The sequence below is a fragment of the bacterium genome, assembly GCA_021372535.1.
Taxonomy (GTDB): Bacteria; Latescibacterota; Latescibacteria; order Latescibacterales; family Latescibacteraceae; genus JAFGMP01.
In genome coordinates this window covers 14,725-39,851 of record JAJFUH010000183.1, presented here as the reverse complement: position 1 = coordinate 39,851, position 25,127 = coordinate 14,725, and the positions used below count along the sequence as shown (strand labels likewise).

Genomic DNA, 25,127 nt, shown 5'->3' with positions numbered 1-25,127 from the left:
GAAGCCCATGAATAAACGTCCCGACAACCGTCAGCCGGACGAAATCCGCCCGCTGACCCTGATGCGGAATTACCTTCCCCATGCGGAAGGCTCCTGTCTCGTTGACCTCGGAGGAACACGCGTCATCACCTCAGCGAGTGTGACGGACTTTGTGCCGCAGTGGCTCGCCGGACAGGATTCCGGCTGGATAACCGCAGAGTATGGCATGCTGCCGCGTTCCACCCATACCCGTAACCGGCGTCCGTCCTCTTCTCCTCAGCAGAACGGGCGAACGATGGAAATCCAGCGCCTGATCGGCCGCGCCATGAGAGCGGTAACCGACTATAAGAGTCTCGGCGAACACACAATCACCATTGATTGCGATGTCATTTCAGCGGACGGCGGCACACGAACCGCATCGATCATCGGCGCAGCGGTTTCGCTCCATGATGCGCTGACATGGATGCTCGAAAAGGGCAAGATCAGGGACAATCCCATGAACGGTCTCGTTGCGGCCATAAGCGCCGGTATGGTTAACGGCGCCCTTGCCCTCGACCTCACCTACGCCGAGGACTCCGGCGCTGATGTGGATATGAACATAGTCATGACCGAAGCGGGGGAGCTCGTCGAGATACAGGGGACAGCTGAACACAGAACGTTCGACCGGAGCACGCTCGATGCCATGCTCGATGCGGCGGAACCGGCAATCCATACCATTATCGAAATACAGAAAGCAACCCTGCATATATCATGAAACTCGTGATAGCCACAACCAATCCCGGTAAGATCACCGAGTTTGAAAAACTCCTCGCGGGACATGACATCTCCGTTACTTCGCTCAAAGATTATCCCGATATGCCGGATATAATCGAGGATGGCGCCACGTTCCTTGAAAACGCTCTCATAAAAGCCCGCGTGACATCATCGTTTACGGGAATCATGTCCCTTGCTGATGACAGCGGTCTCGAGGTCGATGCTCTCAATGGCATTCCGGGGGTCATGTCGGCCCGTTTTGCGCCGACCACCGAAGAGCGGAACAGCAAGCTTCTCGATCTTCTCAGGGATGTGCCGGATCACCTGAGAACCGCCCGGTTTGTCTGTGCGCTCGCTCTTGTCCGCCCTGATGGTTTCGAATGGACCACTATTGGTGTCAGTGATGGGATAATAATCCATGAACAGCGCGGGGATGGCGGTTTCGGGTACGATCCGCTGTTTCTCTATGAGCCCCTCGGTCTGACATTTGCCGAAATTCCCCTCGATATAAAAAACACCATAAGCCACCGGGGCAAGGCGATGCATGCGTTCAAATGTGCTGTTGAAAGCGAGGAAATCCTGGGGAAATCCTGTGACGAGGAGTGAAGGCTTTGCGGCTTGGAGAACGGGGAAAAATCTGCGGTTCGTTTCTTGTCCTAATATGTGTAATGAGCAGCGTCCTCTCTGCCCAGGACCAGGAGAACACGCTGTCATCGACAATCAGCGCTTCACGGATTTCCCTCCATGACAGGCTTGTCCTTACGGTTACCGCAACAGGCCCCTCACGATTCAAGGAATATTATCCCCGGCTTTTTCCGACACCGGAGTTCAGTACGATATGGGCATATACCACAGTTCAATTACATTCTCAAAACAAAAACCTGCAATGCACCATCGTTCAGACTTACCAGCTCATTCCCCTGAAAACCGGAACGTTCACCGTGGGAAAGACCAACTGGGTACGCTCATTCAACGAGGGTAATTCTGTCGAAGTCGTCGATGGGCCGCCGCTCCTTAAACCGGACAAACTCCAAACGAATCACACGTTCCCGGGAGATGACAGATATATCTTTGTCACATCATCGGTCAATAAAAAAGATCCTTATGTCGGTGAACAGGTATTGTTCGAATTAACCCATTTCGACAATATTTACAATACGGATACGAATTACACCGCACCACCGGTAGCCGGATTCTGGTCGGTAGAAATGCCGGGAGTAATGGAAAAATCGATCCGTATCAAAGGCGAACAGTGCTGGTTCAACGTTTACAGAATCGCCCTTTTCCCGGCAACATCAGGTGATCTGGTCATTGGATCTGCAAACCTGACCTACTCTTCTGTTAAAGGTCTGATAACCCAATGGGGCCAGCTTATCTCGGAGCCGATTGTTCTCCATATCAGGCCGCTGCCGGAAAATGACAGACCATCCTCGTTTGCCGGTGCGGTGGGGAAATTTTCGATCACAGCATCGGTACAACCGACAGAACTCGATGCAGACAACGAAGTTACCGTGACCGTTACACTGACCGGCCAGGGTAACCTCGGCCTTGTTTCGAGCCTCACCGAACCTGACTTGTCCGCATTCAGAACATACGGCCCTCATGTCAGCGAAGATATAACAAAAAACGGCCTGACGGTCGGCGGCACAAAAACATGGAATTATTCTCTCGTGCCCCCGAAGGAAGGCTCCTATACTGTCGGTTCGTTTGCTCTTTCCTATTTCAATCCCCGCGATAAGTGCTATCATACGGTTTCCACCAAGCCGGTGACATTGACCGTCTCACCCGGAACAGCGGTTAAAGAACATTCGGTCATTCCGCAAGATATTCAGGAAGACATTGCTCACATCGCTTCTGATATCCGCTATATCAAGCCCGATAAATCAGTACTTGAAAACTCCGGAAAAAATCCTCGCACATTTCACTTTATATTTCTCTTATATATCGTTCCCTGCGCAGTGTTTTTTATTTCGTACGGGGCGAAAAGAAGACATGACAGAATTATAAGCGACAGGAGTATGCAGCGTAAGCGCACAGCTCTGAAGCGGGCAACGAAACGGCTGGATGATGCTTCACACCTGATCGGCCAAAACGATATGAAAGGATTTTACCGCACCATACATGAGACAATAACGGGTTATATCGAAGATATATTCACTATCGATACTGTCATGACTGTCCCGGCGGAGCTTGAGGACATCATCATCCGTCATGGAGCGGCGCCTGAGCTTGCGGAACGAATACGGACGATAATCGAGATATGTGATTTCAATGTGTTTTCATCTTCGTTTGATAATTCTGTGAATCCTGAAAATGTTATTCGGGATACGGTTCAAATCATTTCCATGTTGAAGAATATTCATTGAACTACCTGCCACAGAACTGCGGAGCTGTTCATCAGAATTTCGAAATCGGAGTCAATTATGAATGAATTATATACCCTCTTTCTGTTCACCGCAGTCATTATGCTGTTGAACGGGTGCGGCAGCACTCCAGCTATCATTGCCCATCGCGGAGCATCGTATCGCGCCCCGGAAAACACCCTCGCGGCGGTTAAACTTGCCTGGGAACTCGGCGCCGATGCGGTTGAGGTGGATGTTCATATGACGAAGGACGGAAAAATAGCTGTCATTCACGATGCCACGACAAAACGGATAACCGGCGTCGACCTTATGGTAAACGAAACATCCTCCGAAGCACTGCGAGAACTCGATGCCGGGAGCTTCAAATCACCGGAATACGCCGGTGAACGCATTCCGTTCCTTGATGAGGTCATCGGGACGATTCCTGACGGGAAACGTCTCTTCATAGAAATCAAGAGCGGCCCTGACATTCTCCCGGCGCTCAGGGAGGTCATCGATAACAGCGGGAAAAGGCTGTCAATCGTCATCATCGGTTTCGACCTCGATACGGTTTCGCGATGCAAGGTGCTCATGCCCGAAATCCCCGTTCACTGGCTTGCCGTATCCAAAAAAAACGAGTCGAGCGGGACATACAGGCCTTACGATGCCGGTCTTATCGATATCATAAAAAAACACAACCTTGACGGGCTCGACGTTCATTACGGCGGGGTGACAAAAGAATTTGCCGGTGCGGTCAGGTCTGCGGATCTTGCGCTGTACGCATGGACTGTGGATGATCCGTCTGTTGCCCGGAAGCTCAGGCAGTACGGCGTGAATGGAATAACCACCAACCGTCCCGCATGGCTCAAAGAACAGATGCGGTAATTCAGGATATGTAATATGATTTCTAAAAAATGAAATTCAACAAACCTCTGTTCACCCTCACCCCCTGCCCCCTCTCCCGTAAACGGGAGAAGGGAAACATAAGACATTGAGATTCGATATGTTATCTCCCTTCTCACATATATGGAAAATGGGTCGGGGATAAGGGTATGAACATGACATAGTACATCGATTAGTCTATAGTCAAATAAGAAACAGTATAAAACAATACCCGGCATGAAATACCGCATCGAATCTGAAAATCCCCTCGGACTCCTCTGTCACTCAGTCACTTAATCACTTTGTCACATTATCCCTTTGTCCTTTCAGATTATTTGTTGCATTGCACTGTGGGAAATTGTATAATATGAGCTTAAAATTCAAACCGATACTCTCCAAACCGGAATACTCTTTTTATGGCTTTTCACGGCGGCTACAGTTTCAAGCATTTTGAGGGCAAAGCGGAACCTGTTCTGAGAGCCCTACCTGTTCCCGAAAAAGCATATATATCCTTCTGTAAAGGTACTCTGATATCGGTATCTCCGCTTGTAAAGCAGGGAGACTCGATCCGTGCCGGTGAAAAACTTTTCGAGCATGGCGACGGCTCCCCGAAATGCGTTTTTCCGGCCCCTGTCGGCGGGAACGTTGCCACTATCGATGACAGCGGGATAACCATCACCCCTGATAGTTCTGAATCGTTCGAATCCGTTGCCGGTCATACAAGGAATCCCTGGCATCTGAATCACGGGGAGTTGTTCGGACTTATCTGTTCGAGCGGCTGCAGCCTTCTCTTTGATCATTGGTTCGATACTCCGGATATGTGCGGTTCCGTACGGCATGTTATCGTCAATACAGTCCATAACGGTCCCCTCGATCAGGGATGGTCGCCTGAGATGTTTGCGGATACCACCCTGTTTCCGGGCGGACTGAAGATACTCAAGGCGCTCTTTCCGCAAGCGGAGACGGTTATCACTGTTACCGGAAAAACCGCCCGTTTTTTTTCCGCGCCGGATATCAGAGAAAACGCTAAAATCATAACGCTATCCGATAAATACCCGCAGGAACACCCCGAACTGCTCGCACGCGACGCCGCTCATATGAGGCTTGTTTCGCCGGAGGGTGTTCGCGACCGGTCGATAACCATCATGCCTTTTGTCAATGTCATCCAGCTTGCCGAAGCTCTTACTCAGGGAAGGCCGCTTATCGACCGTATTCTCATGGTAGCCGGACCGGGCGTATCACGGCCCGGGTGGTACCGTATCCGCATCGGAATGACGTTTGAGGAAATTCAGCGCCGTCTCCTGAAGTCGGATGAAAAAGAATCATGGCGCATCGTGCGCGGCAATCTTTTCGAGGGCGAGGGAATTTCTTCACCCGGAACATCGTCTGTCCGTCCCACAGACAAAGAGATTTCGGTGATACGGGAGCGTGCGGTCAGGGAGCTGTGGCGATTCATGAATCCGGGGTTCAATCTCGACAGTTTCCCGAAGGTCACCATGGCCGACTATATCCCGCTTCTGCCAAAACAGCTCGACAGCAATGTCCACGGCGGTGTTCGGCCCTGTGTGCAGTGTAATTACTGCGACGAGGTGTGCCCGGTGAATATTTATCCGTTTCTTATCTGGAAATACGTGGAAGCGGGAAAGACCGAGGAAAGCTACCGTTTCAAGCCCTGTGACTGTATCGGATGCGGATTGTGCGATTATGTGTGCCCATCGAAAATAGCGATTTCCGCTGTCGTTACAAAAGCAAAACATGAGTATCGCGAATCGAGGAGGTCCAATGAACTTCCTCATTGACCGCTTCAGAGAAATCATCGAGTTTTTCGACAGAAAATTCGAGAACACCAAACTGAATGACCCCTGGGGCACCATCTCGACATTTTTCTTCTCGTTGAAAACGGTCAATCCTCTCGCAGGCCCCCATATCAGGGACAACACCGACCTCAAACGGTACATGTCCGCGGTCATGGGCGCCGCAGCCCCAACTGTCCTTGCCTCGATTTATTTCTTCGGCTGGAGGAGTCTCGCGCTCGTTATATTCTGCTATGTTCTCGGAATCATCATCGAAATGGGATTTGCGACTGCAAAAGGCGAGGAAGTAACCGAAGGGATGTTCGTAACCTGTATTCTCTACCCCATGATACTCCCGCCGACCATACCGTTCTGGATGGCCGGTGTCGGGCTTGCGGTCGGTCTCATACTCGGCAAGGAAGTTTTCGGCGGTACAGGGAAAAACATCTTCAATCCCGCGATTGTGGGACGGGTGTTTTTGGCAGTGACATTCCCGGTTCACATGGCATCGCGATGGGTAACCCCGTACGGTGGATTTCCCGGTGGATTCTTGCACTGGGTGAAATCGGGCGATGCCGTCACCGCAGCATCCCCTCTGATCGATTTCAAGAACGGAACAGCATCGAACATCACCGATATGCTCATCGGCTCGACAAGCGGCTCTCTCGGTGAGACATCGGCGATTCTGATCATCATCGGAGGCCTGTTTCTCCTCTATACACGTATCGCGAACTGGCGTCTGACTCTTTCAACGATCGTATCGGCCATGGTTCTTGCAGCTCTCATGCATGCTGCCAATCCGACCGCGTTCGCATCGCCGCTTTTCCATCTAGCCGGAGGAGGACTCCTCTTCGGCGCATTTTACATGGTCACCGATCCGGTCAGCAGCCCGTTCACGAGCATCGGAAAATGGATTTACGGCGGGCTGATCGGCGCTGTCACGATCGTGATTCGCAACCTTTCGGGTTTTCCCGAGGGAATGATGTTCGCAATCCTGCTTCTGAATATGTTCGCCCCGGTCATCGATGATGCCGTGCTTGCAATGAAATACAAAAAGGCAGGTGGAGCATGAACAGCCGCGCCTGGATGATAGGTCTGCTCGTGATCATGGCGGTCATCTGCTCAACGGCGCTTGCCGTCGTGAATATCAAAATCGCTCCGGTCATCGAAAGAAACCGTCAGATAACCTCGATGCGCACGGTGCTCGATGTGTTCGGTGTACCCTACGATATGCTCGACGAGAACTCAATCATCAGTACCTACAACGAACGCATTAAGGAACGTAAAGCGGGAGAGCTCACCTTATTCGACGAGCAGACGACCCATGCAACCGCAGTTTCCTTCGAGGGGAGCGGATTTCAGGGACATATATCGCTCGTTGTTGCGCTCGACGGCGAAACCATCACCGGTTTCAAGGTGGTCAGCCAGGAGGAAACACCTGGGCTCGGGTCAAGGATATCAGAGGATTCTTTCCAAAGATCGTTTATCGGCAAAAAGGTATCGAAAGGAATCGCCCTGAGCAAATCCGGTAACGCCGGCCCGGGAGAATTCGACGCCATTACCGGTGCGACCGAAACATCGAAGGCGCTCGTAAAGATTTTGAACAAGGGTTTTCAGGAATACTTCGAACTTCTTAAAAAATAAACGAATATCATCATGAATTGATTTGATGGTATCTATAAAGGATGGGCTTGAGACAGTGGGATTAAAACAGTCGAGAGAGTGGAAAATATTTTATGACGGGTTCTGGACGAACAATGCCAGTTTCCGTATGATGCTCGGCCTGTGCTCGACCCTTGCGGTCACCAACAATCTCCGCAACTCGGTTGCCATGTCGCTCGGTGTCATTTTTGTGCTCGTAGCCTCATCCACGATCATCAGCGCCATGCGAAGTATTATCCCGTCTCGGGTGAGGATGGCCGTGTTCATGATGGTGATATCGACTTTCACTATCGTCGTCGACCAGGTGCTGAAGGCATATTATCCGGCGATTTCAAAAGCGCTCGGCCCGTATGTGGGACTCATCATCACCAACTGCATCGTGATGGGACGCGCCGAGGCGTTCGCAATCTCGAATCCTGTACTCCCCTCAATGGTCGATGCGCTGGCGGTATCGAGCGGCTACGGTTTTTCGCTCCTCATGCTGGCGACGATCAGGGAAATGCTCGGATTCGGCACGTTTTTCGGGTTCACTGTTTTAGGCGACTGGTGGACACAGTGGGTTATCATGATTCTCGCGCCCGGAGCGTTTTTTGTGCTCGGCCTCTATATCTGGCTGCTCAGGACGATATCGAAGGAGAGTTAATCCATGGAGCTCGATTTTCTCAACCTGTTCATAATCTTTTTCGCAAGTATATTCACCCAGAATGTCGTGCTGACTTACTTCCTGGGAATTTGCCCATTTGTCGCCGTATCAAAGGAGATTCCGACAGCGTTCGGCATGGGTATGGCAGTCATTTTCGTCATGTTCATGACCATGGGTCTGAACTGGCCGCTCTACCACCTTGTTCTCGTTCCGCTCCATGTGGAATATCTATCGTTCCTCGTGTTTATCATGGTGATCGCAACTTTTGTCCAGATCGTCGAAATCTTCATCGACCGGTACTCCCCCATCCTTTATGTCTCGCTTGGGGTGTTCCTCCCGCTCATTACGGTGAACTGTGCAATTCTCGGCGTATCGCTTTTGTCGGTTCTGCGGAATTACAACTACCTCCAGAGCCTGGCATTCGCCCTCGGGAGCGGAATCGGCTGGACCCTTGCGATCATAGCTATGGCGGGTATACGGCAGAAATTGCAGTTTTCAGCGATACCGAAGGGCCTTCAGGGGCCGGGTATCACCATGATCATCGCCGGTATCATGGCAATGGCATTCATGGGTTTTGCGGGAATAATCAATCTGTAAGAGGGCTGTGAAAAAGTATATTTTTCACGAGCCCCATGACGAAATGTGTTGTTTTGTTGCTGTCAAGGGCATGTAAACCGGCACTTCGTGCCGTCCTTGACAGCTTATATCCACGTAAATGGTGTTTATCACAACACTTTTTAAGGGGGAATTGGCTTTAGTGGCGCTCCTGACTCCGATATTAGTTCTTTCTCTGATAAGCCTTATTCTGGGTATTATGCTTGTCTTGGCGGATAAGTTCCTTGCCGATTACGGCGAGTGCAGACTCATCATCAACAGTGAAAAGGAATTCACCATCCGCGGCGGCTCGACAATCATGTCCTATCTGTCGGCGAACAGGATTTTCATTCCCTCGGCCTGCGGCGGCAAGGCAACCTGCGGCCTCTGCAAAGGACGAGTCGTAACCGATGTCGGCCCTCTTCTGCCGACCGAGCGTCCGTTCATGGATAAAGAGGAGCTCGCCAACCATACGCGCCTCCTCTGCCAGGTCAAGGTCAAAAAGGATACCGAGATTCTCATTCCCGAGGAATACTTCCTCGTCAAGGAATTCCTCACCACAGTGGAATCCATAACCCCGCTGAGCCATGACACGCGGATGTACCGCTTCAGACTCATCGAACCGAATGAAATCACATTCAAGCCCGGACAGTTCGTCCAGTTCCGTATCCCAAAAGCCGGCGAGGAACGGGCATACTCGATCGCATCGAGCCCCAACGCGAAAAATATCGTCGAGCTTATCGTACGCCTCGTTCCGGGCGGACTTTGTACAACGTACATGTTCAACAAACTCAGGGTCGGCGACCAGATATATCTCACCGGGCCTTACGGTGAATTCTTCCTCCGCGAGGAAACGAACGATCCCATGGTCTGTGTCGCCGGCGGCTCGGGCAGCGCACCCATACGGTCGATTGTCACCTACCTGAGCGAAAAGCAATCAGACCGCAGGATTATAAGCTTCTATGGCGGTCGGGCGCCGAAGGATATCTATTTAACGGAATATTACGGGGAAATCGGGAAGAATCTCAAGAATTTCAGACATATACCCGCTGTCAACGAATCGACCGGCGCCGATGGCTGGAAAGGCGAGACCGGCCTCATCACCGAGGTGATGGAGCGCTCTCTGACCGATGTCTCGAACTGGGAAGCATACATGTGCGGCCCCCCTGCAATGCTCCACTACTCGAAGCTTCTCCTCAAAAAGCTCGGCATCGACGAGAACCGGATTTATTTCGACGAGTTCTGAGTAATCACTGTCAATCCTGATTATTATGAATAGAATGCGGATTTTCGCGGATCAGGCGGATTTACGCGAATGTGAATAATTTGTAAGTATTATTAAATACAAACATTAATGATACAATATGGTATAATATGAATTTGAGGAGACACTTATAGAAAAATCATAGAGGATAGAGTTTAATAATATACAATTATTATATCGTTGATACACATTTTCTCTGCTTTTCGGTTTTCCTGTTCCGATTAATAATGAGATATCTTACACGATAAAGTGTCATTCCCGTGAAAACGGGAATCCATCAAAACTCATGACAGAGAGATGTTAATACTGGATTCCCAATTCACTTCGTTCTTGAGAATGACAATACTCGTACAATAAATTAGTGATTATGAGCCCATTGAATAACAAGATGATTATACACGCGCTCAGACCGATCTGCCGTCACGATACCCGGGACAGAGATAATAGAGCGAACCATCAGTGGGAGCCGCGGCTACTTTCTTTTCCAATACGGTTTTTTCCTCGTCGCTCATGGGCTTAAACGAACGTGCGATAGCACAGCACGATTCCAGAACCTGCATGCTCGGCATGCCGACCACTGTGCCGCTTACCGGCAACCCCATGGCGTAGCGCACCAGCTCGGGAGCCGTTGCGCCGCCCTTGCCGATAAGCTTATCCTGCGCCGTGGTTTTCATTGCCATCACCCCCACACCTTTTCCGAGTGCGTAGGGCAATACCCGCTGCAGGAGCTCCTGTTCGCGCGCCGCGTTGCACGGGAACATCATAACATCGGGTCCGATGCGGTCAATCGCGGCGATATGAACATCGGCATTCCTGTGGGTCGACCATCCGATAAAGCGTATCACTTTTTCTTCCACGAGCTTCCGGGCAGCGCCAACAGCCCCGTCAGAAGCGGTAAGCTTGTTGAAATCCTCCTGCTCGTCCACTCCGTGGAAATGCAGGAGGTCGATGTGATCGGTGTTCAAATTCTTGAGTGACTGCTCGACTTCCCGAAGATATCCATCGGCATCCCGCTTGCTCGATTTGCTGGAAAGAAAGATTCTGGAGCGATAGGAAGGTGTGAGGTATTTGCCGTAACGCTTCTGGCTCTTCTGATCCTCGCCGTAATCGAAAGCTGTATCGAAGTAATTCACTCCGAGTTCTATGGCACGGTTTATCATGCGTTCCGCCTCGTCCTCATCCTTGAGTATGTCGGCATAGCGGGAACCGCCGCCAAATGCCAGGAGGGAAACCATTTGACCGGTCTTCCCCAGCGGCCGTAACGGCATTGCAGACCGGGGGGCAGCATTTGTTGTCCCGCCGGAACTTCCTAGAGTGGTCAATCCTATTCCGGCCACACTGCTTGTGAGAAAGTTTCGTCTCGTTACGTTCGGGCTCATATGATTCTCCGTTGTTTATGTAAATGATTCATTCAGTTGCCGTACATCCGATATGGTAATCCTGCTAAGGTAATATATGGGGTTGTTTCCCATATCAAAAACAATTCTAGTGTTTTTACTAATAATGTAATCTTTTTAGATTATCCCGTTTGAATAATCTTATGTTTCTCTCCTTCCGGAAAATTCGATCATCGGTTTTTAGGCAACGGTGCTTGACAAATATGGCTATCGCTGCTATATTTACTTCTGTATATTATTGAAAATAACATATTTAAATAATTTAAAACTCTATATCCAAATTTATGGTTTTTTTCAAGGATTTTATTTTGACAGGGCGTCTTAATGAACAAGCCGCTTTACATCTCCGTTGCCGAGCGACTCCGTGATTCCATTTTTTCAGGTGAGTATGTGGACGGTGACCGTCTTCCGACCGAGCCGGTTCTGGCAAAGCAGTTCGGTGTGTCACGGGCGACGCTCAGAGAAGCACTCAATCAGCTCGAGGGTGAAGGCATCATAAACCGTATCCACGGCCTCGGGACCTTCATTACAGCCAGAAAACCGTCCCTCACTCTCAACATCTCTATTCCGCGAAGTATCACCGAAATGGTCGAGTCTCTCGGATTCATGCCCGGCACAAAAACCATGAAAGTCAGAACCGAGAATGTTTTCCCCGATGATATGGAGCGGCTCGAAATTAATCCGGGATCGAAAATCATCCGGATCGAGCGGGTCCGGACAGCCAACGGACAGCCGGTTGCATACACGATCGACACCGTTCCCGCGTGGGTTCTGACCAAGTATCCCGATCGGCAGGGGGATGATAACTTTTCCCTTATCGAACACCTCAAATACAACTGCGGAATTGAGCTGGTCAGATCAAAATCAATTCTTATTCCCCTTCACAATGTCAAAAGTGTGGCGGAAAAGCTCGAAATCGATCCTTCATCGCACATTTTCTTTTTCGAGGGTATTGCCCGTACGGAAGATAATACACCGGTTCTGATGTCGCGCGAATACTTCGCACCATGGATATTCAGGCTGTCGGTTGAGCGGGGATAATAACATCGACAATCAAAAAAGCCCTGCGCAACTTCTCCGCCGAATAATGCCGAAACACAGGACGCCTGATTATTCCGTCGGTGAGATGAATAAACATAAACCTGCTTGGTTACCTGAGCCACATGGCTTCCATGAATGCCTCGAACATGATCGAGCTGACCGAATCATCCACATTGATTCCCTCGCCGTCACCGTAATTGAACACGATAAATCCGCCATTGGGTGTTCCCCAGTTTTTAACGAGGGCGTGGGCTTCTTCTCGGATGGCGACAGGATTGCCGGCGGGGAGTGTCGCCTGAATGTCCACTGTGGTGAGAAAGGCTATCCGACCGGCGAAACGGCGCCCGATCTCCTCGATGCCGTATGCCCGCGGCTGCTGCATGTTCATGACATCGACACCCGCATCGATAAACCGGTCCACCAGATCGTTGATACGGCCGCATGAATGAAGAATGAAATGGTAACCGTGGCCATGATATGCGCTGACCAGCGTGCGATACCGCTCGAAAAAGAAATCATCGAACAACCCGGGTGAAATGAAGGGTGCATTCTGCGTCCCCCAGTCGTCGGTGAGAAAGACACCGTGCACACGGTCGCCGAAACGACGGTGAACCTCATCGATCTGGCGGAGTTTAAAATCGAGAATCATGTCGAGCACCCGTTCGATTTTTTCCGGTGCATCATAGAAATCCATGAGAGTCCGGGTAAACCCATGGAGCATATGGAGACGTTCAAAGAGATTGAAATGACTGGTAAGGCAGACATACCGGTCACGGGGGTCGGCGATTTCCTTTTCGGCCCGTTCGAAATAGAACGGATCTGTCGGATCGGGAGGAATATAGCTGTCGAGCTTCGACCAGTCTTCAAGAGGACCTTTTACAACCTGTCCCATGTTTTTCACTTCCGTCACCTGCCATTGGCATCCCCAGTCATCGAGTTCCGGTATATCGAAAAACCAGCCGGCTTTCTGACGGTCCATTTCCCATGAATCGCATACATCATCGGGTGCTTTCGGATACACACGCTGAAAAAAGGGCAGCCTTTCAGGTTTATCAAACTCGATTGCCTTCCTGACAAGCTCATATCCGGTCATGAAATACCTCCGTTATAAGAAAATTCTTGGGTTATTCAATAAGCTCATAATCACTGATTTATTTTATGAGTATTGTCATTCCCAAGAACGAAGTGAATTGGGAATCCAATATTTACATCATTCTGTCAAGAGCACGGGATGATGGATTCCCGTTTTCACGGGAATGACACTATAAAAGAAAAAAACATCTAATTCATAAGTATTATGCACTCATTGAATATCCAGAATATTTTGTTCCCCCAACATAAAGAACGACTCGCGTATACCTTAAGTATATAACGTCAACACATGGATAAAAATGACATTTTTACGGTTGAAAAAGTAATTGTGTACTTCCCATGAATCTTTTTTACAATTTGGCTAAAAATAAAAAATTGTGTATACTATATCATACATATATACAGTTATTTCCTGTTTTTTGTAAATACCGTGAAAATGGTTTCTTCGAAAAGGAGAAATGTTATGACTCCATCAAAAAAGACCGTTCGCATAGTAATACTTTCGGGAATTCTGACTATCCTGTTTTTTTCGGGGCTCTCGTATATATTCGTTAAAAGCTACCAGGACCCGAGATGGCGTATATTCGATTTCAACAGCCGTCAGGCTTCCGAAGGGGAAATATATAATGTTGCCGAGGTACACGCTATAAAATCGATTAAGCTCGTTGGTCCCCGTAAGCTGAGATTCGAATTCACTCCCCCGTTCCAGACCGAAGCATGGAAAATACTCACCGCAGAGGAAAGACGTGAAGTATCGCGTGACGTATATCCCGAAATCCAGTTTTCGGACAAGCCATCAAGCGAAACATATGTTTTTATTCCTGAAGACGTGAAACTTCTCAAGGAAATAGTTATCAACATTTCGTTCTATCCGAAGGAAAACTATACTAAACAAGGGCTGTCATGGCCTGACAATTATTATTCGCCCTATTCGAGCATACCATTCAGCATAACTGAACCGTATTCTCTCGATGAATGGACAGGGCTGACGGATAAAAATCCCGAAATCATCGAGGCGCGGAGCATCATGGGAAACGCGGTCAGTATGTACGGACCTGTCCTGGAACGGTCAGAACAGGTTTTTCGTTTTGTCATGGAAAAAATCGAAGAATCAGGCGGCACACCCTCTGACAAGGTTCAGGATGCTTCGCCGCTTGAAACGTATGAAATGCTGAGCGGCGGAACAGGCAAGGGATGGTGCGAAAATTGGGCGCTTGCCTATTATTTGTTCGCGAACGCCGCAGGTATTAAAACACGGCTTGTCGACCTCGCAGGAAAATTCGGCCCGCTCAAGCTCACCGGCCACTACTTCTGCGAAAGCTGGGACCCCATACAGGCAAAATGGTATTTCGTCGATCCCATGTCGCGAGCAGCGAATATCAAAACCTCCTCGGGCCGTCTTCTCGATACGCTCGAAATTAAAAAAATGTTCGATCTCGATAAATTCACCGACGAAACCGTACTGACCTACAACCATTCGACACGATCACTCGACCCGAGACCACACACGTCATTTTACAACGGCAATAAAGGGTACTTCACCGGAGACGTCGTTCTCGCCTATAAATTCGGTTATCCAAGAAACAAAGAATACTCGAGAGTCGGGCATTTTCTCCACTATCCGACTCTGCTCTATGCGCCGTTTGCGCTACCGAAACTCTGCATGATTAAAACACTCGTAATGGCTGGTTTTATTATATGCGCCATAATAACAGGAGTGTCCGGTCTCGTTTTGATTGGAGATGTTCTCAAAACGTAGCCGTAGGGAAGGAACCATGAAAAACCGCACCTGCGCTTTCCCCATGATACGAGTGTTTATTCTCATAATCGCCGGAATTGTGCAATTATCTGCTCTATCATGGGGTTACGAGGCAAAGAAAGACAGCATTCGGATCAGCGAGTTCCCTGTCTATAATACATTCATGCCGGGAAATGTGGTAAAATTCGGTATTCAGTCGGGTTTTGTCTTCACCAAACATCTTGACACAGGAGTTGATTGCGGCGCCCGAATAAGTCAGATTTTCTTTCACCCGTATTTTCAGCTTACATCACAGATTCATTTCTGGGAAGCTACTAAAAAAAATATGGACAAGACTGTTTTTGGACTGGAAGAAAGTATAACCTATCAGATTCCATTTTATCACCGCATGAATATATTCGGTGGATTTTCCCTGAGTTACATGGGAGTATACAGCGAGGAGAAGATTACCGAAAACGGTATTGACAGAAAAGAAGAAACGAAAGAAAACACGTTCGAATCATTTGTTACTTCAGGTTTAGAATACTATATGGAACGCAACAGATCATTTTTTCTTGAATGCAAATATGGAAAAACAATCGTATCAAGGGAATTTCACTGCATTTTCGGATTGAATTTCTATTTGAAAAAAAAGTAGAGCTTCTCGGACTATTTTAATGAATCCGGTTTATCGGTGTACTATCAAGTTGCGTTCGGTGAAGTAATAAAGTCTGCAATAGACCCTGAAATAAATTCAGGGTGACACGGCTCTATTTCTATAAAAGTCCGAGCTCTTTAACTTTGAATATTATATAGTGCGCAGCCTCTTCAACCTCATCGGTAACGATAAACAGATCGAGATCGTCACGATCAATGTACTTTTCACCGAGCATGTTTACTTTTATCCAGTCGAGCATCCTGCCCCAGTAATCATACCCGTACAATACCACCGGAAAAGGAGTGATTTTCCCGTTTTGTGAGAGTGTGAGCGCTTCGAACATTTCATCGAGTGTTCCGAAACCTCCGGGAAATATGACATAACCGAGCGAATACTTGACAAACATCATTTTTCGGACGAAGAAATAACGGAATTCCAATGACATGTTCTGATAGGGATTCGGATCCTGTTCCTTCGGAAGCTCGATATTGAGTCCGATCGAGACGCCACCCGCTTCTTCGGCTCCACGGTTTCCCGCTTCCATAATGCCGGGCCCGCCGCCGGTTATTACGGCAATACCGTTCTGGACGAGTAATCGCCCTGTTGCGCGGGCTGCTTCGTAATACGGAGTTCCGGGAAGAGTTCTGGCTGAGCCGAATATCGATACCGCCGGACCGATTTTCGAAAGCGCGTCGAAACCCTCAACAAATTCCGCCTGAATCCTTAAAACCCTCCATGGATCAGAATCGGTGAAATCAATCGATTCATCCCGTTTTGATGAAAGAAGCTCGTGATCGTTGGAAATCCTCTTCTGGACATTATTTTTATACGATATCTTCACCTGTTTCTCCTTTGTTCAACGAGTGTGTTTGAAAAAATAACACAGGTCATTACCGGAGTCAAGTCAAGAAGCCCCGGAGTGTCGATAAAAAACAAGCCTGACCGGATATCGGGGAATTTGTTTTCATCCCATACACCCAGAGTCTGCTTATGAAACTTGATTGCGATGTTTTTTTTTCCTATATTATTATTCATGATTTTTATAACAGAGGAATTTCTTACAAGGGAGAGATAATGCATAATATTAATCTTTTATCCGAGCTGAAGGTAAAAACCGACACTAAAATACTCCTCATGGTTATGGATGGTCTTGGCGGCTTACCCGGCCCGAAAGGGCTGACCGAGCTCGAGGCTGCCTCGACTCCGAATCTCGATGCCCTTGCCGCACGCGGAGCCTCCGGCCTCATCGACCCGGTCAGGCGCGGAATCACTCCGGGAAGCGGCCCGGGACACCTGGGACTTTTCGGATATGATCCGCTGACATTCCTTATCGGACGCGGTGCTCTCGAAGCGGCAGGTATCGGATTCGATCTCCAGCAGAATGATGTTGCCACCCGTTTTAACTTCTGCACCCTCGACGGAAACGGAAACATCACCGACCGGCGCGCGGGGAGGATTTCCACGGATGTCAACCGTAAACTCGTCGAAAAAATGCGTAGCGTTACCGTACCCGGGATTCAGGTATTTGTCGAGACTGTCAAGGAACACCGGGGCGTCGCGGTTTTCCGCAAGGAAGGGCTCGCGGGCAATCTTCACGATACCGACCCCCAGCGTCTGGGTGTCCCTCCTCTGAAAGCCGCACCATCCGACAGCGGCGAATCCCATAAGATGGCTGAAATCGCCAACAATTGGCTCGAAGGAGTTTATGAGGTTCTCAAGGGAGAATCACCTGCCAACGGCATCCTGACGCGCGGCTGGTGCAACTATCCCGATATTCCGATCTACCAGGAGATATATGGCCTCAACCCAGCCTGCATCGCCCTCTACCCCATGTACCGCGGCGTTGCCCGGTTTATCGGCATGAAGGTGTATACCGAGGGAATCAAGGATTTCGCATCGAAGATCGATGTCCTTAAAAACGTATGGGGACAACACGATTTCTTCTTCTTCCACTATAAACATACCGATTCGGCAGGCGAGGACGGCGATTTCGACCGTAAAGTCGCCTGCATAGAAGAGTTTGATAAGGCCCTTCCCTGTATTCTCGATCTCAAGCCGGATGTGATTGCGGTTACGGGTGATCATTCCACTCCGGCCGTCTATAAAGCCCACTCATGGCATCCCGTACCGGTGCTGATCGCCGGGAAATATATCCGTCCTGACCGTGTGGCTGCATTCGGGGAAAACGCCGCAATCAACGGCGGACTCGGGCGGTTCGAAGCCCGTTACCTGATCAACGAGCTCCTCGCCGCTGCAGGGAAAAACACGAAATTCGGGGCGTAAATCCGCTGAATTCCATACAGTATGAAAAAGGGGGCGCTGACAGCCCCCTTTTTTCCCTATAATGCAATCTTCTATACTACTTTTATTTTATATCATTTACAGAACACGATAACTGGCCTGTTTTACGGAATCGATGCGACTTACCCGTTCCAGAGCGGCGACATGCTCCTGAGCCGTGCGACAATCGGCGGCAGTATTTCGAGTACCCGGTCGACATCCTCATCGGTGTTATCGAAGCCGAGCGAGAACAGAATCGAGGCGTTCGCCAGCGCCGGATCGAGTCCTATGGCGGAAAGGACATGCGAACTTTTGAGCGCCTTGTCGGCGCAGGAGGAACCAGACGCGGCCATGATACCCTTTCCGGCAAGGCTGTATATCATCGATTCGCCTTCGATAGCCTCGATGCTGACATGAACATTCCCCGGAAGGCGTTTCGTACGGTCGCCGTTCACGACCAGTTTCGGAATCGCCTGTTCGAGCCCGGCCATGAGCCTGTCCCTGAGCCTTGTAACCGCAGCGACCCGCGACTCCATTTCACGAATCGCTATTTCGGCAGCTTTTCCGAAACCGGCAATCGCTGGCACATTCTCCGTACCCGCCCGTCTCCCGCGTTCCTGAATACCGCCGTCGATCAGTGAAAACACACGGACACCTTTACGGATATAAAGCGCGGAGACTCCCTTCGGCCCGCCGAAACTGTTTGCTGAAACCGTCAGCATGTCGACACCCAGGTCATTAACATCGATGGGGATGACTCCGGCAGTCATGACTGCATCGGTATGAACGGGCACTCCTTTTTCACGTGCTGCGGCGGCGATTTCCTGTATCGGCTCGATGGTGCCGATTTCGTTGGATGCATGGATCACCGACACGAGCACCGTATCCTCCCTGATGGCGCTCGCCACATCGGAAGGATTGACGAATCCCCTGCTGTCGACTCCTGTCGTGGTCACTTCCCAGCCAAGCCGTGTCAGAGCCCGCGCAGCATAGAGCACCGACTGGTGTTCTATTGCGGAAACTACGATATGACGCCCCTTTTTTGTCGAGGCCCATGCAGTGCCCTTGACCGCCAGGTTGTTCGACTCGGAACCGCACGAGGTAAAATAGATTTCTCCGGGATCGGCCCCTATCATTGAAGCGACACGCTCACGGGCAGTATTGAGGGCTTCTTTCGGTTTTACTCCCATACGGTGGATGCTCGACGGGTTGCCGTAATCGCCGGTAAAAAACGGGGTCATCTCCTCGAATACCTCTTCGAGCAGCCGTGTCCCCGCAGCATTATCAAGGTATATATCTGACATAGCACACCTCACGAGATTTCAATGTGCGACTGTTTTCGTTCATCCGCTTTTACTATTATTAAAGCGGTACCTGTTAATCCGACCTATTCACAAATTTTATAAGAACATGGATTATTGCAGATTTTATTATTGCTCCGGTGGTTAAACAGTGACATAAGCATTGTATCATGCCGAACTTGTTTCGGCATCTATTCCAAATATTAGTATCAATATTTATTCGCCGGAGCAATATCTTGTTGATGTGGCCGATTAATTGTCATTATTGATAGTATTAATAATATATTATATCTTTTTGTGGCTTTATGGCTTTGTGGCAAAATATTTTTATTGAATTAATCGGGGCAACAATAGTCGTTATTATTAGAACGGAAATTTGAGGAAACGGATTCACAGTTTCCGGGAAAGCACCATTTCGATCACAAGAATTACAAGCGCAAGCATAATGAACAACCCGAACAACTCGGTGCCGTAACGGTCGCCCGTTATCGTTGCCATGAGGTTTCCCGAGCCGTCAAGCGCCTTCCAGCTCACATGCCTGTATGCCCGGGCAATCAGTTCCCTGCCCGCCCGCTGGAATAGGAGCTCGTTACGGGGGATATCGGCGCTGAACCTCTTCAGTTCCTCTCCTCCAGCAATCACCGAGTAAAAACCGGGTCTCCCGGCTGTTTCGCCCTTTATAACGGCACCTGCACCGGTATAGTCAATGGTTACAGACCGGGCCGGGCCGTCCTCCGGCTTGATAGTAACAGGAGTATTGCCTGTGATATCGCCAATCGTTTCATCGACCGTCTCACCGCAGGAATAGCTTTCTCCGGTCACGAATGTTCCGGAAAGATACTGTATGGTTCGTATAAAAAGAGGCACAAAAATTCCGGTCAAGGGGAGTTCGCTGCCGGAAACGGTCGCATCGATTCCGAATACCACGGCACGGCCTTTTCCCGACCGTGCATCACCGATCGCCATCGAGCCATCGCTGAACCGGGCGATTACATTGGTGGTTCCGGAAGGCTGTAACATCGCATACGAGCGGACATCGGGTTTCCGGAAATTCCCATCGCGGGACACTCCCCTCAGTATGGGATGATTCATGTCAAACCAGTCGATACGGGTGTAACCGCCCTTTGATGTATCACGTAAAAGGACACGCTTTTCAACGGTTAACGGGATAATATCCCTGAACAGGCCATTTTCATAAAGTCCGGAATCCATAGTCTCCGGCGGAAACACCACGAGCCCTGCGCCGCGTTCCACAACAGCGCTCCGGAGGGAACGATAGAGATTTTCCGACAATGAGGGAACACCGGAAAGCACGATTACATCGGCCAGGGCGATTTCATCGGGCGTGACCTCATCGGAAAGGACGGTCCTTACAGAAAACATTGAGCGTTCGGGATCGGGATCGAGCACACGCTGGAGAAAATAGAGATCATCCGGCTTGCCTCCGGCAACGAGAACAGCCGCCTTTCGCGGTACATGCAAAACGAGACGCCGTGTTTCGCCGGATTCGAAGCGGCCATCGCCGGCAGTTGCATATACCGAATACCAGCCGGGTTTTTCCGGTGTATAGGAAAAATCAGCCTCTATGACGCCGCCGGCACGTTTATCCACCGGTGTTCTCCCTTTGCGCTCGCCGTTGACGAATAACTCGATGATAACCTTGTCGTCCTCTTCACCGGCGAGTCCTGAGGCCCGGAAAGTGACATTTCCGCCCGCCGTTACGAGACGGTCGACCAGTTCCAGATTATCGATGACCGCGCCGCCTCTTTTTTCCGGCCCGAGCAGAATATGGTAAAGGCGAACCGCATTCGACGCAGCGCCGATAGAATCAGGCAGCGCATTCGACGCCCCGTCTGTAAGGTAATACAACTCGCGATTCGGGGAGCCCGATGTATTGAGAAGGCTCACGGAGCGGGTTACAGCCGCTGTGGGATCGCCTCCCGTAAAGGAGGGTTCAATGGTTTCGAGTGCCTTTACAAGCTCCTTTTTATCAGTCGTCATACCGGGGCCGACCATATCGGGACTGCCGGCAGACAGAATCACCGCGCCGGAATCATCATCGCCGAGCATTTCCAGAATCTCGCGCGCTCTTCTGAGAGCGAGGTCGAACAGAATCTCGCCGTTATGAACATACTGCATGCTCGCCGAACCATCGATCACAATCACCGCGGCAGTCCGGGCGTTACGGCGGAAAACACTCCTGATGGCGGGCCGGGCAAAGGCAAGAACGATAAGGATAAGGATGATGGTTCGAAGGAGCAGAACGATGAGCTGTTTTAACCTGAGACGGCGGATACGGTCGGTGCGCATCTTTTCGAGCAGCTTGATGGACGGAAATGCGACATCACGCGCACGGCGCCGTGATATAAGATGTATGAGGATCGGCAGAACAGCAGCGCCGAGTCCGAAAAGTATAAAAGGATTGAGAAAATTCATGATTGTATGCTATACCGGAAATGAGTCAAGATTTTAAACACCGTCAATACAGTCTCTTGCGTTTCGCGAGATACTCAGAGAGCGCCCGGTCGAAGGGAACATCGGTGGTGAACAGCGCATAATCGACGGATATATCGTGCATGGCGCGAACCATCTCCGCCAGATGCTGTTCGAGCATCGAACGGTACTGACCGCGGATATGCCAGGGCTGGGTCGTTATTCTCCCGCCGGTCTCCATGTCGATGAACCGTGTCTCGGTATCGTAATCGAAATCCAGCTCCATGGGATCGAGCACATGAAAAACGAGGACTTCATGACCGTTGTGCCGGAAGTGTTTCAAGCCGTGTATCAGCTCATCGGTATCGACCACAAGATCGCTTATGAGAATGACGAGACCGCGCGCGGAAATCCGCTCGGCCATGGTATGAAGAACATCGCCGGTCACTGTGAGGCCGTCCGGCTCCGTGATCGAAAGGACTTTTATGATTTCCTTGAGTTGGGACTGTACCGACCGGGGCGGCACATACGACTTTATGGTATCGGAAAAGGAGACAAGCCCGACGCTGTCCCGCTGCCGTATCATGAGAAAGGCGAGCGCCGAGGCAATAATGCCCGCATACCTGAATTTTGTCACGGAACCGCGGCTTTTGAATCCCATCGACCCGCTTCTGTCCACGATGATATGGCTCTTGAGGTTGGTTTCCTCCTCGAACCGCTTGATATACATGCGGTCGCTCCTGCCGTACACTTTCCAGTCGAGATACCGGAGCGAATCACCCGCCATGTATTGACGGTGCTCGGCGAACTCGGCTGAAAAACCATGGTAAGGGCTCTTGTGCAGTCCGGTAATATACCCTTCCACAACGAAACGGGCGATAAGATCGAGCCGTGACAGCCTGCTGACAATCTCCGGCGAAAGATATTCCTGATAGGTGCTGTTCACCCTTTCTCTCCTGTCAGCCGTTCAACGATATCCGGCGCAAAAACACCCTCGGCCTCGGCGGCGAACGTCGTTACAAGCCGGTGGCGGAGCACGAGCATGGCGACCGAGCGGACATCATCAGTCGAGGGGACAAACCTGCCATCGAGAGCGGCGCGGGCCTTTGCGCCGAGGATAAGGTATTGTGATGCACGCGGGCCGGCGCCCCACTTCACCCATTCTCTGATGTATTCCGGCGAACCTGGTTCGGTGGGACGGGTCTTGCGCACGAGATCAACCGCATAGGAAACGACATCGTCCGCGGCGGGTATTCTTCGCACGAGGTCCTGAAGCTCGATGATTTCAGCGGCATCGATTATTTTCTCCGGGGCGATATCCTCTGCGCCGGTCGTCCGCCGCACGATCTCCACCTCTTCGTCACGTTCGGGATAGCCGATCCAGAGGTTGAACATGAACCGGTCGAGCTGTGCTTCGGGAAGCGGATAGGTTCCCTCCTGCTCGATGGGATTCTGCGTGGCGAGCACAAAAAACGGCTCGGTCAGACGCATGGTATTCCCCTGAACCGTCACGGCATGTTCCTGCATAGCTTCAAGGAGCGCCGACTGGGTCTTTGGCGGTGTTCTGTTGATCTCGTCCGCAAGAATGATATTGGCGAATACCGGTCCCTTGACGAACCTGAAACTCCGCCTGCCCGTATGGGGGTCTTCCTCGATCACCTCGGTGCCGACAATATCGGAGGGCATAAGATCGGGCGTGAACTGAATACGAGAGAACGTCAGGTCGATAACACGGGCAAGCGACGAGATCATGAGGGTTTTCGCCAGTCCCGGTACGCCGACAAGCAGGCAGTGGCCGCGGCACATGAGGGTGATGATGAGGTTATCGATGATGGAATTCTGACCGACGATCACCTTGGCCAGCTCATTCTTGATTTTTTTCTGCGCTCCGGTGAGACGCTCCAGTAGCATTATGTCATCTTTGGGTGCATGTACAGGCATCGAATATCCTTTTCTATCGGTTGTTGTGATCACACTTCAAACTGTATAAATCTGCGAAACATGGTACTTTATCAGGTCTTCAATTCCTTCTTTTTCGCTCCGGGAAAGAGCACATTGTTCAGGATGAGACGGTATCCGGCCGAATTTTTATGGAGAAAGAGCTGAGTCGGCGGATCGTTGACGAAGTGACGGAAATCCTCGGGATCGTGCCCGCCCAGGAAGGTGAATGTTCCTTCCCCGAGATTGCCGTGAATGTACCGCGCAGTGCTCCGGGCCCTGTTTCTTCCCATGATGACGACATTCTTTTTGATAAGATTTTCATGGAATTCTGTGGTCTGCCCCATGAAACCCTTGATAGGATTTTCATGGTCCTGGGTCAGCATGGTCGGTACGGGATCATATTTTGCGCTGAATTCGAAAATCTCGAAATATTCCATAGGCTCCTGGACATCGCGTGTGGTAAAAACCTGTTCGGTCTCTATATCGATATCCGAAAACTCATAGATCATGGGATCGGTGATAAGGTGAAAGTTTTCGAATGCGAATGTTCGGGAAAAATCGAGCTTCGACTGGTAATCCGGGTCGTACGGGTCGCCATCGAATTCCGCAGCGACAATATCGACTCCGTGTGCGGCGAGGGCAATATCAATGGTATCGGTCGCGGAACACATGGCGAAAAGGAACCCGCCGCCGTTCACAAACTCCCTGATCATTTCTGCGACCGCTTTCTTTTCTTCCGAAACCTTCGCGAATCCGAGTTTATGGGCCATGGCCTCGAATTCTTTTTGCTGCTCGATATACCATGGGATGTTGCGGAAATTCTTGTAAAACTTCCCGTACTGACCGGTGAAATCCTCGTGGTGGAGGTGGAGCCAGTCATATTCCTTAAGTTTACCCCCGAGCACTTCCTCATCCCAGAGGGTATCGTAGGGAATTTCCGCATATGTCAGAGCCAGAGTGACCGCGTCATCCCACGGCTGCTTGTTGGGTGGAGTATATACCGCCACTTTGGGCGCCTTTTCAAGAAGCTCCTTGGACATGTTTGAATTTTCGATGGTGGTATCGAGTTCGACAAGCTCTGCCGGGCCGATAATTTTATAAGCCACACCGCGGACAAGGGCATATTCCCCGATCTCCTGATTCACGTCGATAAGAAATGAGCCGCCGCGGTAATTGAGCAGCCATTCGACTGTCAGGCCCTTTTCAATGGCATGATACGCCACGCCGTAGGCCTTGAGATGATCGGTCTGCTCAACATCCATGAAAATGAGCATCTTATCCCCATGAGCGGGAGACGCGGCGATACAGAAAAGAAGACAGAGCCAGTACATCGA

General features: G+C 50.3%; 22 protein-coding genes. 14 read left to right on the top strand and 8 right to left on the bottom strand.

Going from position 1 to position 25,127, the window contains the following annotated elements; translation table 11 throughout:
• Positions 1-7: 7 nt before the first annotated feature.
• From rph to LLG96_16150, 10 genes are all read left to right on the top strand, one after another.
• Positions 8-733, top strand: a complete 726-nt coding sequence (gene rph / locus LLG96_16195; protein ID MCE5251750.1) for a ribonuclease PH — start codon at positions 8-10, stop codon at positions 731-733.
• Entirely contained in the window at positions 730-1,338 is a 609-nt protein-coding gene (rdgB, locus tag LLG96_16190; GenBank protein MCE5251749.1) for an RdgB/HAM1 family non-canonical purine NTP pyrophosphatase, read from the top strand. Before rph ends, rdgB begins: the two co-directional genes overlap by 4 nt.
• Before the next feature lie 5 nt (positions 1,339-1,343).
• Positions 1,344-3,098 (top strand): BatD family protein, encoded by a 1,755-nt coding sequence (locus LLG96_16185; protein ID MCE5251748.1) that lies wholly within the window; start codon positions 1,344-1,346, stop codon positions 3,096-3,098.
• A gap of 57 nt (positions 3,099-3,155) precedes the next feature.
• A complete protein-coding gene (locus tag LLG96_16180; protein ID MCE5251747.1) occupies positions 3,156-3,959 on the top strand; it encodes a glycerophosphodiester phosphodiesterase in 804 nt (267 codons plus the stop codon).
• A gap of 413 nt (positions 3,960-4,372) precedes the next feature.
• On the top strand, positions 4,373-5,755 hold the full coding sequence (locus LLG96_16175) for a 4Fe-4S dicluster domain-containing protein (protein ID MCE5251746.1): 1,383 nt from the start codon (positions 4,373-4,375) through the stop codon (positions 5,753-5,755).
• Positions 5,739-6,821 carry an RnfABCDGE type electron transport complex subunit D gene (locus LLG96_16170; protein MCE5251745.1) on the top strand — a complete coding sequence of 361 codons (1,083 nt, stop codon included), beginning with the start codon at positions 5,739-5,741 and terminating at the stop codon, positions 6,819-6,821. Before LLG96_16175 ends, LLG96_16170 begins: the two co-directional genes overlap by 17 nt.
• The gene (locus tag LLG96_16165) at positions 6,818-7,393 is read left to right on the top strand and encodes an RnfABCDGE type electron transport complex subunit G (GenBank protein MCE5251744.1); all 576 of its coding nucleotides are present in this window, start codon (positions 6,818-6,820) and stop codon (positions 7,391-7,393) included. The genes LLG96_16170 and LLG96_16165 overlap by 4 nt, the downstream gene beginning before the upstream one ends.
• Before the next feature lie 25 nt (positions 7,394-7,418).
• On the top strand, positions 7,419-8,054 hold the full coding sequence (gene rsxE / locus LLG96_16160; protein MCE5251743.1) for an electron transport complex subunit RsxE: 636 nt from the start codon (positions 7,419-7,421) through the stop codon (positions 8,052-8,054).
• A gap of 3 nt (positions 8,055-8,057) precedes the next feature.
• A complete protein-coding gene (locus tag LLG96_16155) occupies positions 8,058-8,651 on the top strand; it encodes an NADH:ubiquinone reductase (Na(+)-transporting) subunit E (protein MCE5251742.1) in 594 nt (197 codons plus the stop codon).
• A 160-nt stretch (positions 8,652-8,811) separates the two neighbouring features.
• Positions 8,812-9,894, top strand: a complete 1,083-nt coding sequence (locus LLG96_16150) for a 2Fe-2S iron-sulfur cluster binding domain-containing protein (GenBank protein MCE5251741.1) — start codon at positions 8,812-8,814, stop codon at positions 9,892-9,894.
• 422 nt (positions 9,895-10,316) lie between these two features.
• Here the strand turns inward: LLG96_16150 and LLG96_16145 are convergent, their stop codons facing one another.
• Positions 10,317-11,291 (bottom strand): aldo/keto reductase, encoded by a 975-nt coding sequence (locus LLG96_16145; protein MCE5251740.1) that lies wholly within the window; start codon positions 11,289-11,291, stop codon positions 10,317-10,319.
• Between the two features lie 342 nt (positions 11,292-11,633).
• Here LLG96_16145 and LLG96_16140 point away from each other — a divergent pair, with 342 nt between their 5' ends.
• Positions 11,634-12,350 (top strand): GntR family transcriptional regulator, encoded by a 717-nt coding sequence (locus LLG96_16140; protein ID MCE5251739.1) that lies wholly within the window; start codon positions 11,634-11,636, stop codon positions 12,348-12,350.
• A gap of 109 nt (positions 12,351-12,459) precedes the next feature.
• Here LLG96_16140 and LLG96_16135 read toward each other — a convergent pair whose 3' ends face one another.
• The gene (locus tag LLG96_16135; GenBank protein ID MCE5251738.1) at positions 12,460-13,443 is read right to left on the bottom strand and encodes a hypothetical protein; all 984 of its coding nucleotides are present in this window, start codon (positions 13,441-13,443) and stop codon (positions 12,460-12,462) included.
• Between the two features lie 462 nt (positions 13,444-13,905).
• On the opposite strand from LLG96_16135, the gene LLG96_16130 reads away from it, so the two are divergent.
• Together LLG96_16130 and LLG96_16125 are read left to right on the top strand one after the other, a co-directional pair.
• Positions 13,906-15,201 carry a transglutaminase-like domain-containing protein gene (locus LLG96_16130; protein ID MCE5251737.1) on the top strand — a complete coding sequence of 432 codons (1,296 nt, stop codon included), beginning with the start codon at positions 13,906-13,908 and terminating at the stop codon, positions 15,199-15,201.
• 16 nt (positions 15,202-15,217) lie between these two features.
• The gene (locus LLG96_16125; protein MCE5251736.1) at positions 15,218-15,838 is read left to right on the top strand and encodes a hypothetical protein; all 621 of its coding nucleotides are present in this window, start codon (positions 15,218-15,220) and stop codon (positions 15,836-15,838) included.
• 118 nt (positions 15,839-15,956) lie between these two features.
• Here LLG96_16125 and LLG96_16120 read toward each other — a convergent pair whose 3' ends face one another.
• The gene (locus tag LLG96_16120) at positions 15,957-16,679 is read right to left on the bottom strand and encodes a TIGR00730 family Rossman fold protein (protein ID MCE5251735.1); all 723 of its coding nucleotides are present in this window, start codon (positions 16,677-16,679) and stop codon (positions 15,957-15,959) included.
• 233 nt (positions 16,680-16,912) lie between these two features.
• Here LLG96_16120 and LLG96_16115 point away from each other — a divergent pair, with 233 nt between their 5' ends.
• Entirely contained in the window at positions 16,913-18,121 is a 1,209-nt protein-coding gene (locus tag LLG96_16115; GenBank protein ID MCE5251734.1) for a 2,3-bisphosphoglycerate-independent phosphoglycerate mutase, read from the top strand.
• Positions 18,122-18,261: 140 nt separating this feature from the next.
• On the opposite strand, the gene LLG96_16110 is transcribed toward LLG96_16115, so the two are convergent.
• From LLG96_16110 to LLG96_16090, 5 genes are all read right to left on the bottom strand, one after another.
• On the bottom strand, positions 18,262-19,422 hold the full coding sequence (locus tag LLG96_16110) for a cysteine desulfurase (GenBank protein ID MCE5251733.1): 1,161 nt from the start codon (positions 19,420-19,422) through the stop codon (positions 18,262-18,264).
• 387 nt (positions 19,423-19,809) lie between these two features.
• Entirely contained in the window at positions 19,810-21,855 is a 2,046-nt protein-coding gene (locus tag LLG96_16105) for a BatA domain-containing protein (protein MCE5251732.1), read from the bottom strand.
• Positions 21,856-21,898: 43 nt separating this feature from the next.
• On the bottom strand, positions 21,899-22,798 hold the full coding sequence (locus tag LLG96_16100) for a DUF58 domain-containing protein (protein MCE5251731.1): 900 nt from the start codon (positions 22,796-22,798) through the stop codon (positions 21,899-21,901).
• A complete protein-coding gene (locus tag LLG96_16095; GenBank protein ID MCE5251730.1) occupies positions 22,795-23,793 on the bottom strand; it encodes a MoxR family ATPase in 999 nt (332 codons plus the stop codon). The genes LLG96_16100 and LLG96_16095 overlap by 4 nt, the downstream gene beginning before the upstream one ends.
• Positions 23,794-23,864: 71 nt before the next feature.
• Positions 23,865-25,124 (bottom strand): asparagine synthetase B, encoded by a 1,260-nt coding sequence (locus tag LLG96_16090; protein MCE5251729.1) that lies wholly within the window; start codon positions 25,122-25,124, stop codon positions 23,865-23,867.
• Positions 25,125-25,127 lie beyond the last annotated feature (3 nt).

Bases quoted from the DNA above. Each gene is read 5' to 3' on its own strand.
- LLG96_16125 (MCE5251736.1), top strand. From the start codon at position 15,218: ATGAAAAACCGCACCTGCGCTTTCCCCATGATACGAGTGTTTATTCTC.
- LLG96_16090 (MCE5251729.1), bottom strand. From the start codon at position 25,124: ATGTACTGGCTCTGTCTTCTTTTCTGTATCGCCGCGTCTCCCGCTCAT.
- LLG96_16175 (MCE5251746.1), top strand. From the start codon at position 4,373: ATGGCTTTTCACGGCGGCTACAGTTTCAAGCATTTTGAGGGCAAAGCG.
- rsxE (MCE5251743.1), top strand. From the start codon at position 7,419: ATGGTATCTATAAAGGATGGGCTTGAGACAGTGGGATTAAAACAGTCG.
- LLG96_16095 (MCE5251730.1), bottom strand. From the start codon at position 23,793: ATGCCTGTACATGCACCCAAAGATGACATAATGCTACTGGAGCGTCTC.
- LLG96_16140 (MCE5251739.1), top strand. From the start codon at position 11,634: ATGAACAAGCCGCTTTACATCTCCGTTGCCGAGCGACTCCGTGATTCC.
- LLG96_16115 (MCE5251734.1), top strand. From the start codon at position 16,913: ATGCATAATATTAATCTTTTATCCGAGCTGAAGGTAAAAACCGACACT.
- LLG96_16155 (MCE5251742.1), top strand. From the start codon at position 8,058: ATGGAGCTCGATTTTCTCAACCTGTTCATAATCTTTTTCGCAAGTATA.
- LLG96_16145 (MCE5251740.1), bottom strand. From the start codon at position 11,291: ATGAGCCCGAACGTAACGAGACGAAACTTTCTCACAAGCAGTGTGGCC.
- LLG96_16170 (MCE5251745.1), top strand. From the start codon at position 5,739: ATGAACTTCCTCATTGACCGCTTCAGAGAAATCATCGAGTTTTTCGAC.
- rdgB (MCE5251749.1), top strand. From the start codon at position 730: ATGAAACTCGTGATAGCCACAACCAATCCCGGTAAGATCACCGAGTTT.
- LLG96_16135 (MCE5251738.1), bottom strand. From the start codon at position 13,443: ATGACCGGATATGAGCTTGTCAGGAAGGCAATCGAGTTTGATAAACCT.
- LLG96_16165 (MCE5251744.1), top strand. From the start codon at position 6,818: ATGAACAGCCGCGCCTGGATGATAGGTCTGCTCGTGATCATGGCGGTC.
- rph (MCE5251750.1), top strand. From the start codon at position 8: ATGAATAAACGTCCCGACAACCGTCAGCCGGACGAAATCCGCCCGCTG.
- LLG96_16130 (MCE5251737.1), top strand. From the start codon at position 13,906: ATGACTCCATCAAAAAAGACCGTTCGCATAGTAATACTTTCGGGAATT.
- LLG96_16110 (MCE5251733.1), bottom strand. From the start codon at position 19,422: ATGTCAGATATATACCTTGATAATGCTGCGGGGACACGGCTGCTCGAA.
- LLG96_16105 (MCE5251732.1), bottom strand. From the start codon at position 21,855: ATGAATTTTCTCAATCCTTTTATACTTTTCGGACTCGGCGCTGCTGTT.
- LLG96_16180 (MCE5251747.1), top strand. From the start codon at position 3,156: ATGAATGAATTATATACCCTCTTTCTGTTCACCGCAGTCATTATGCTG.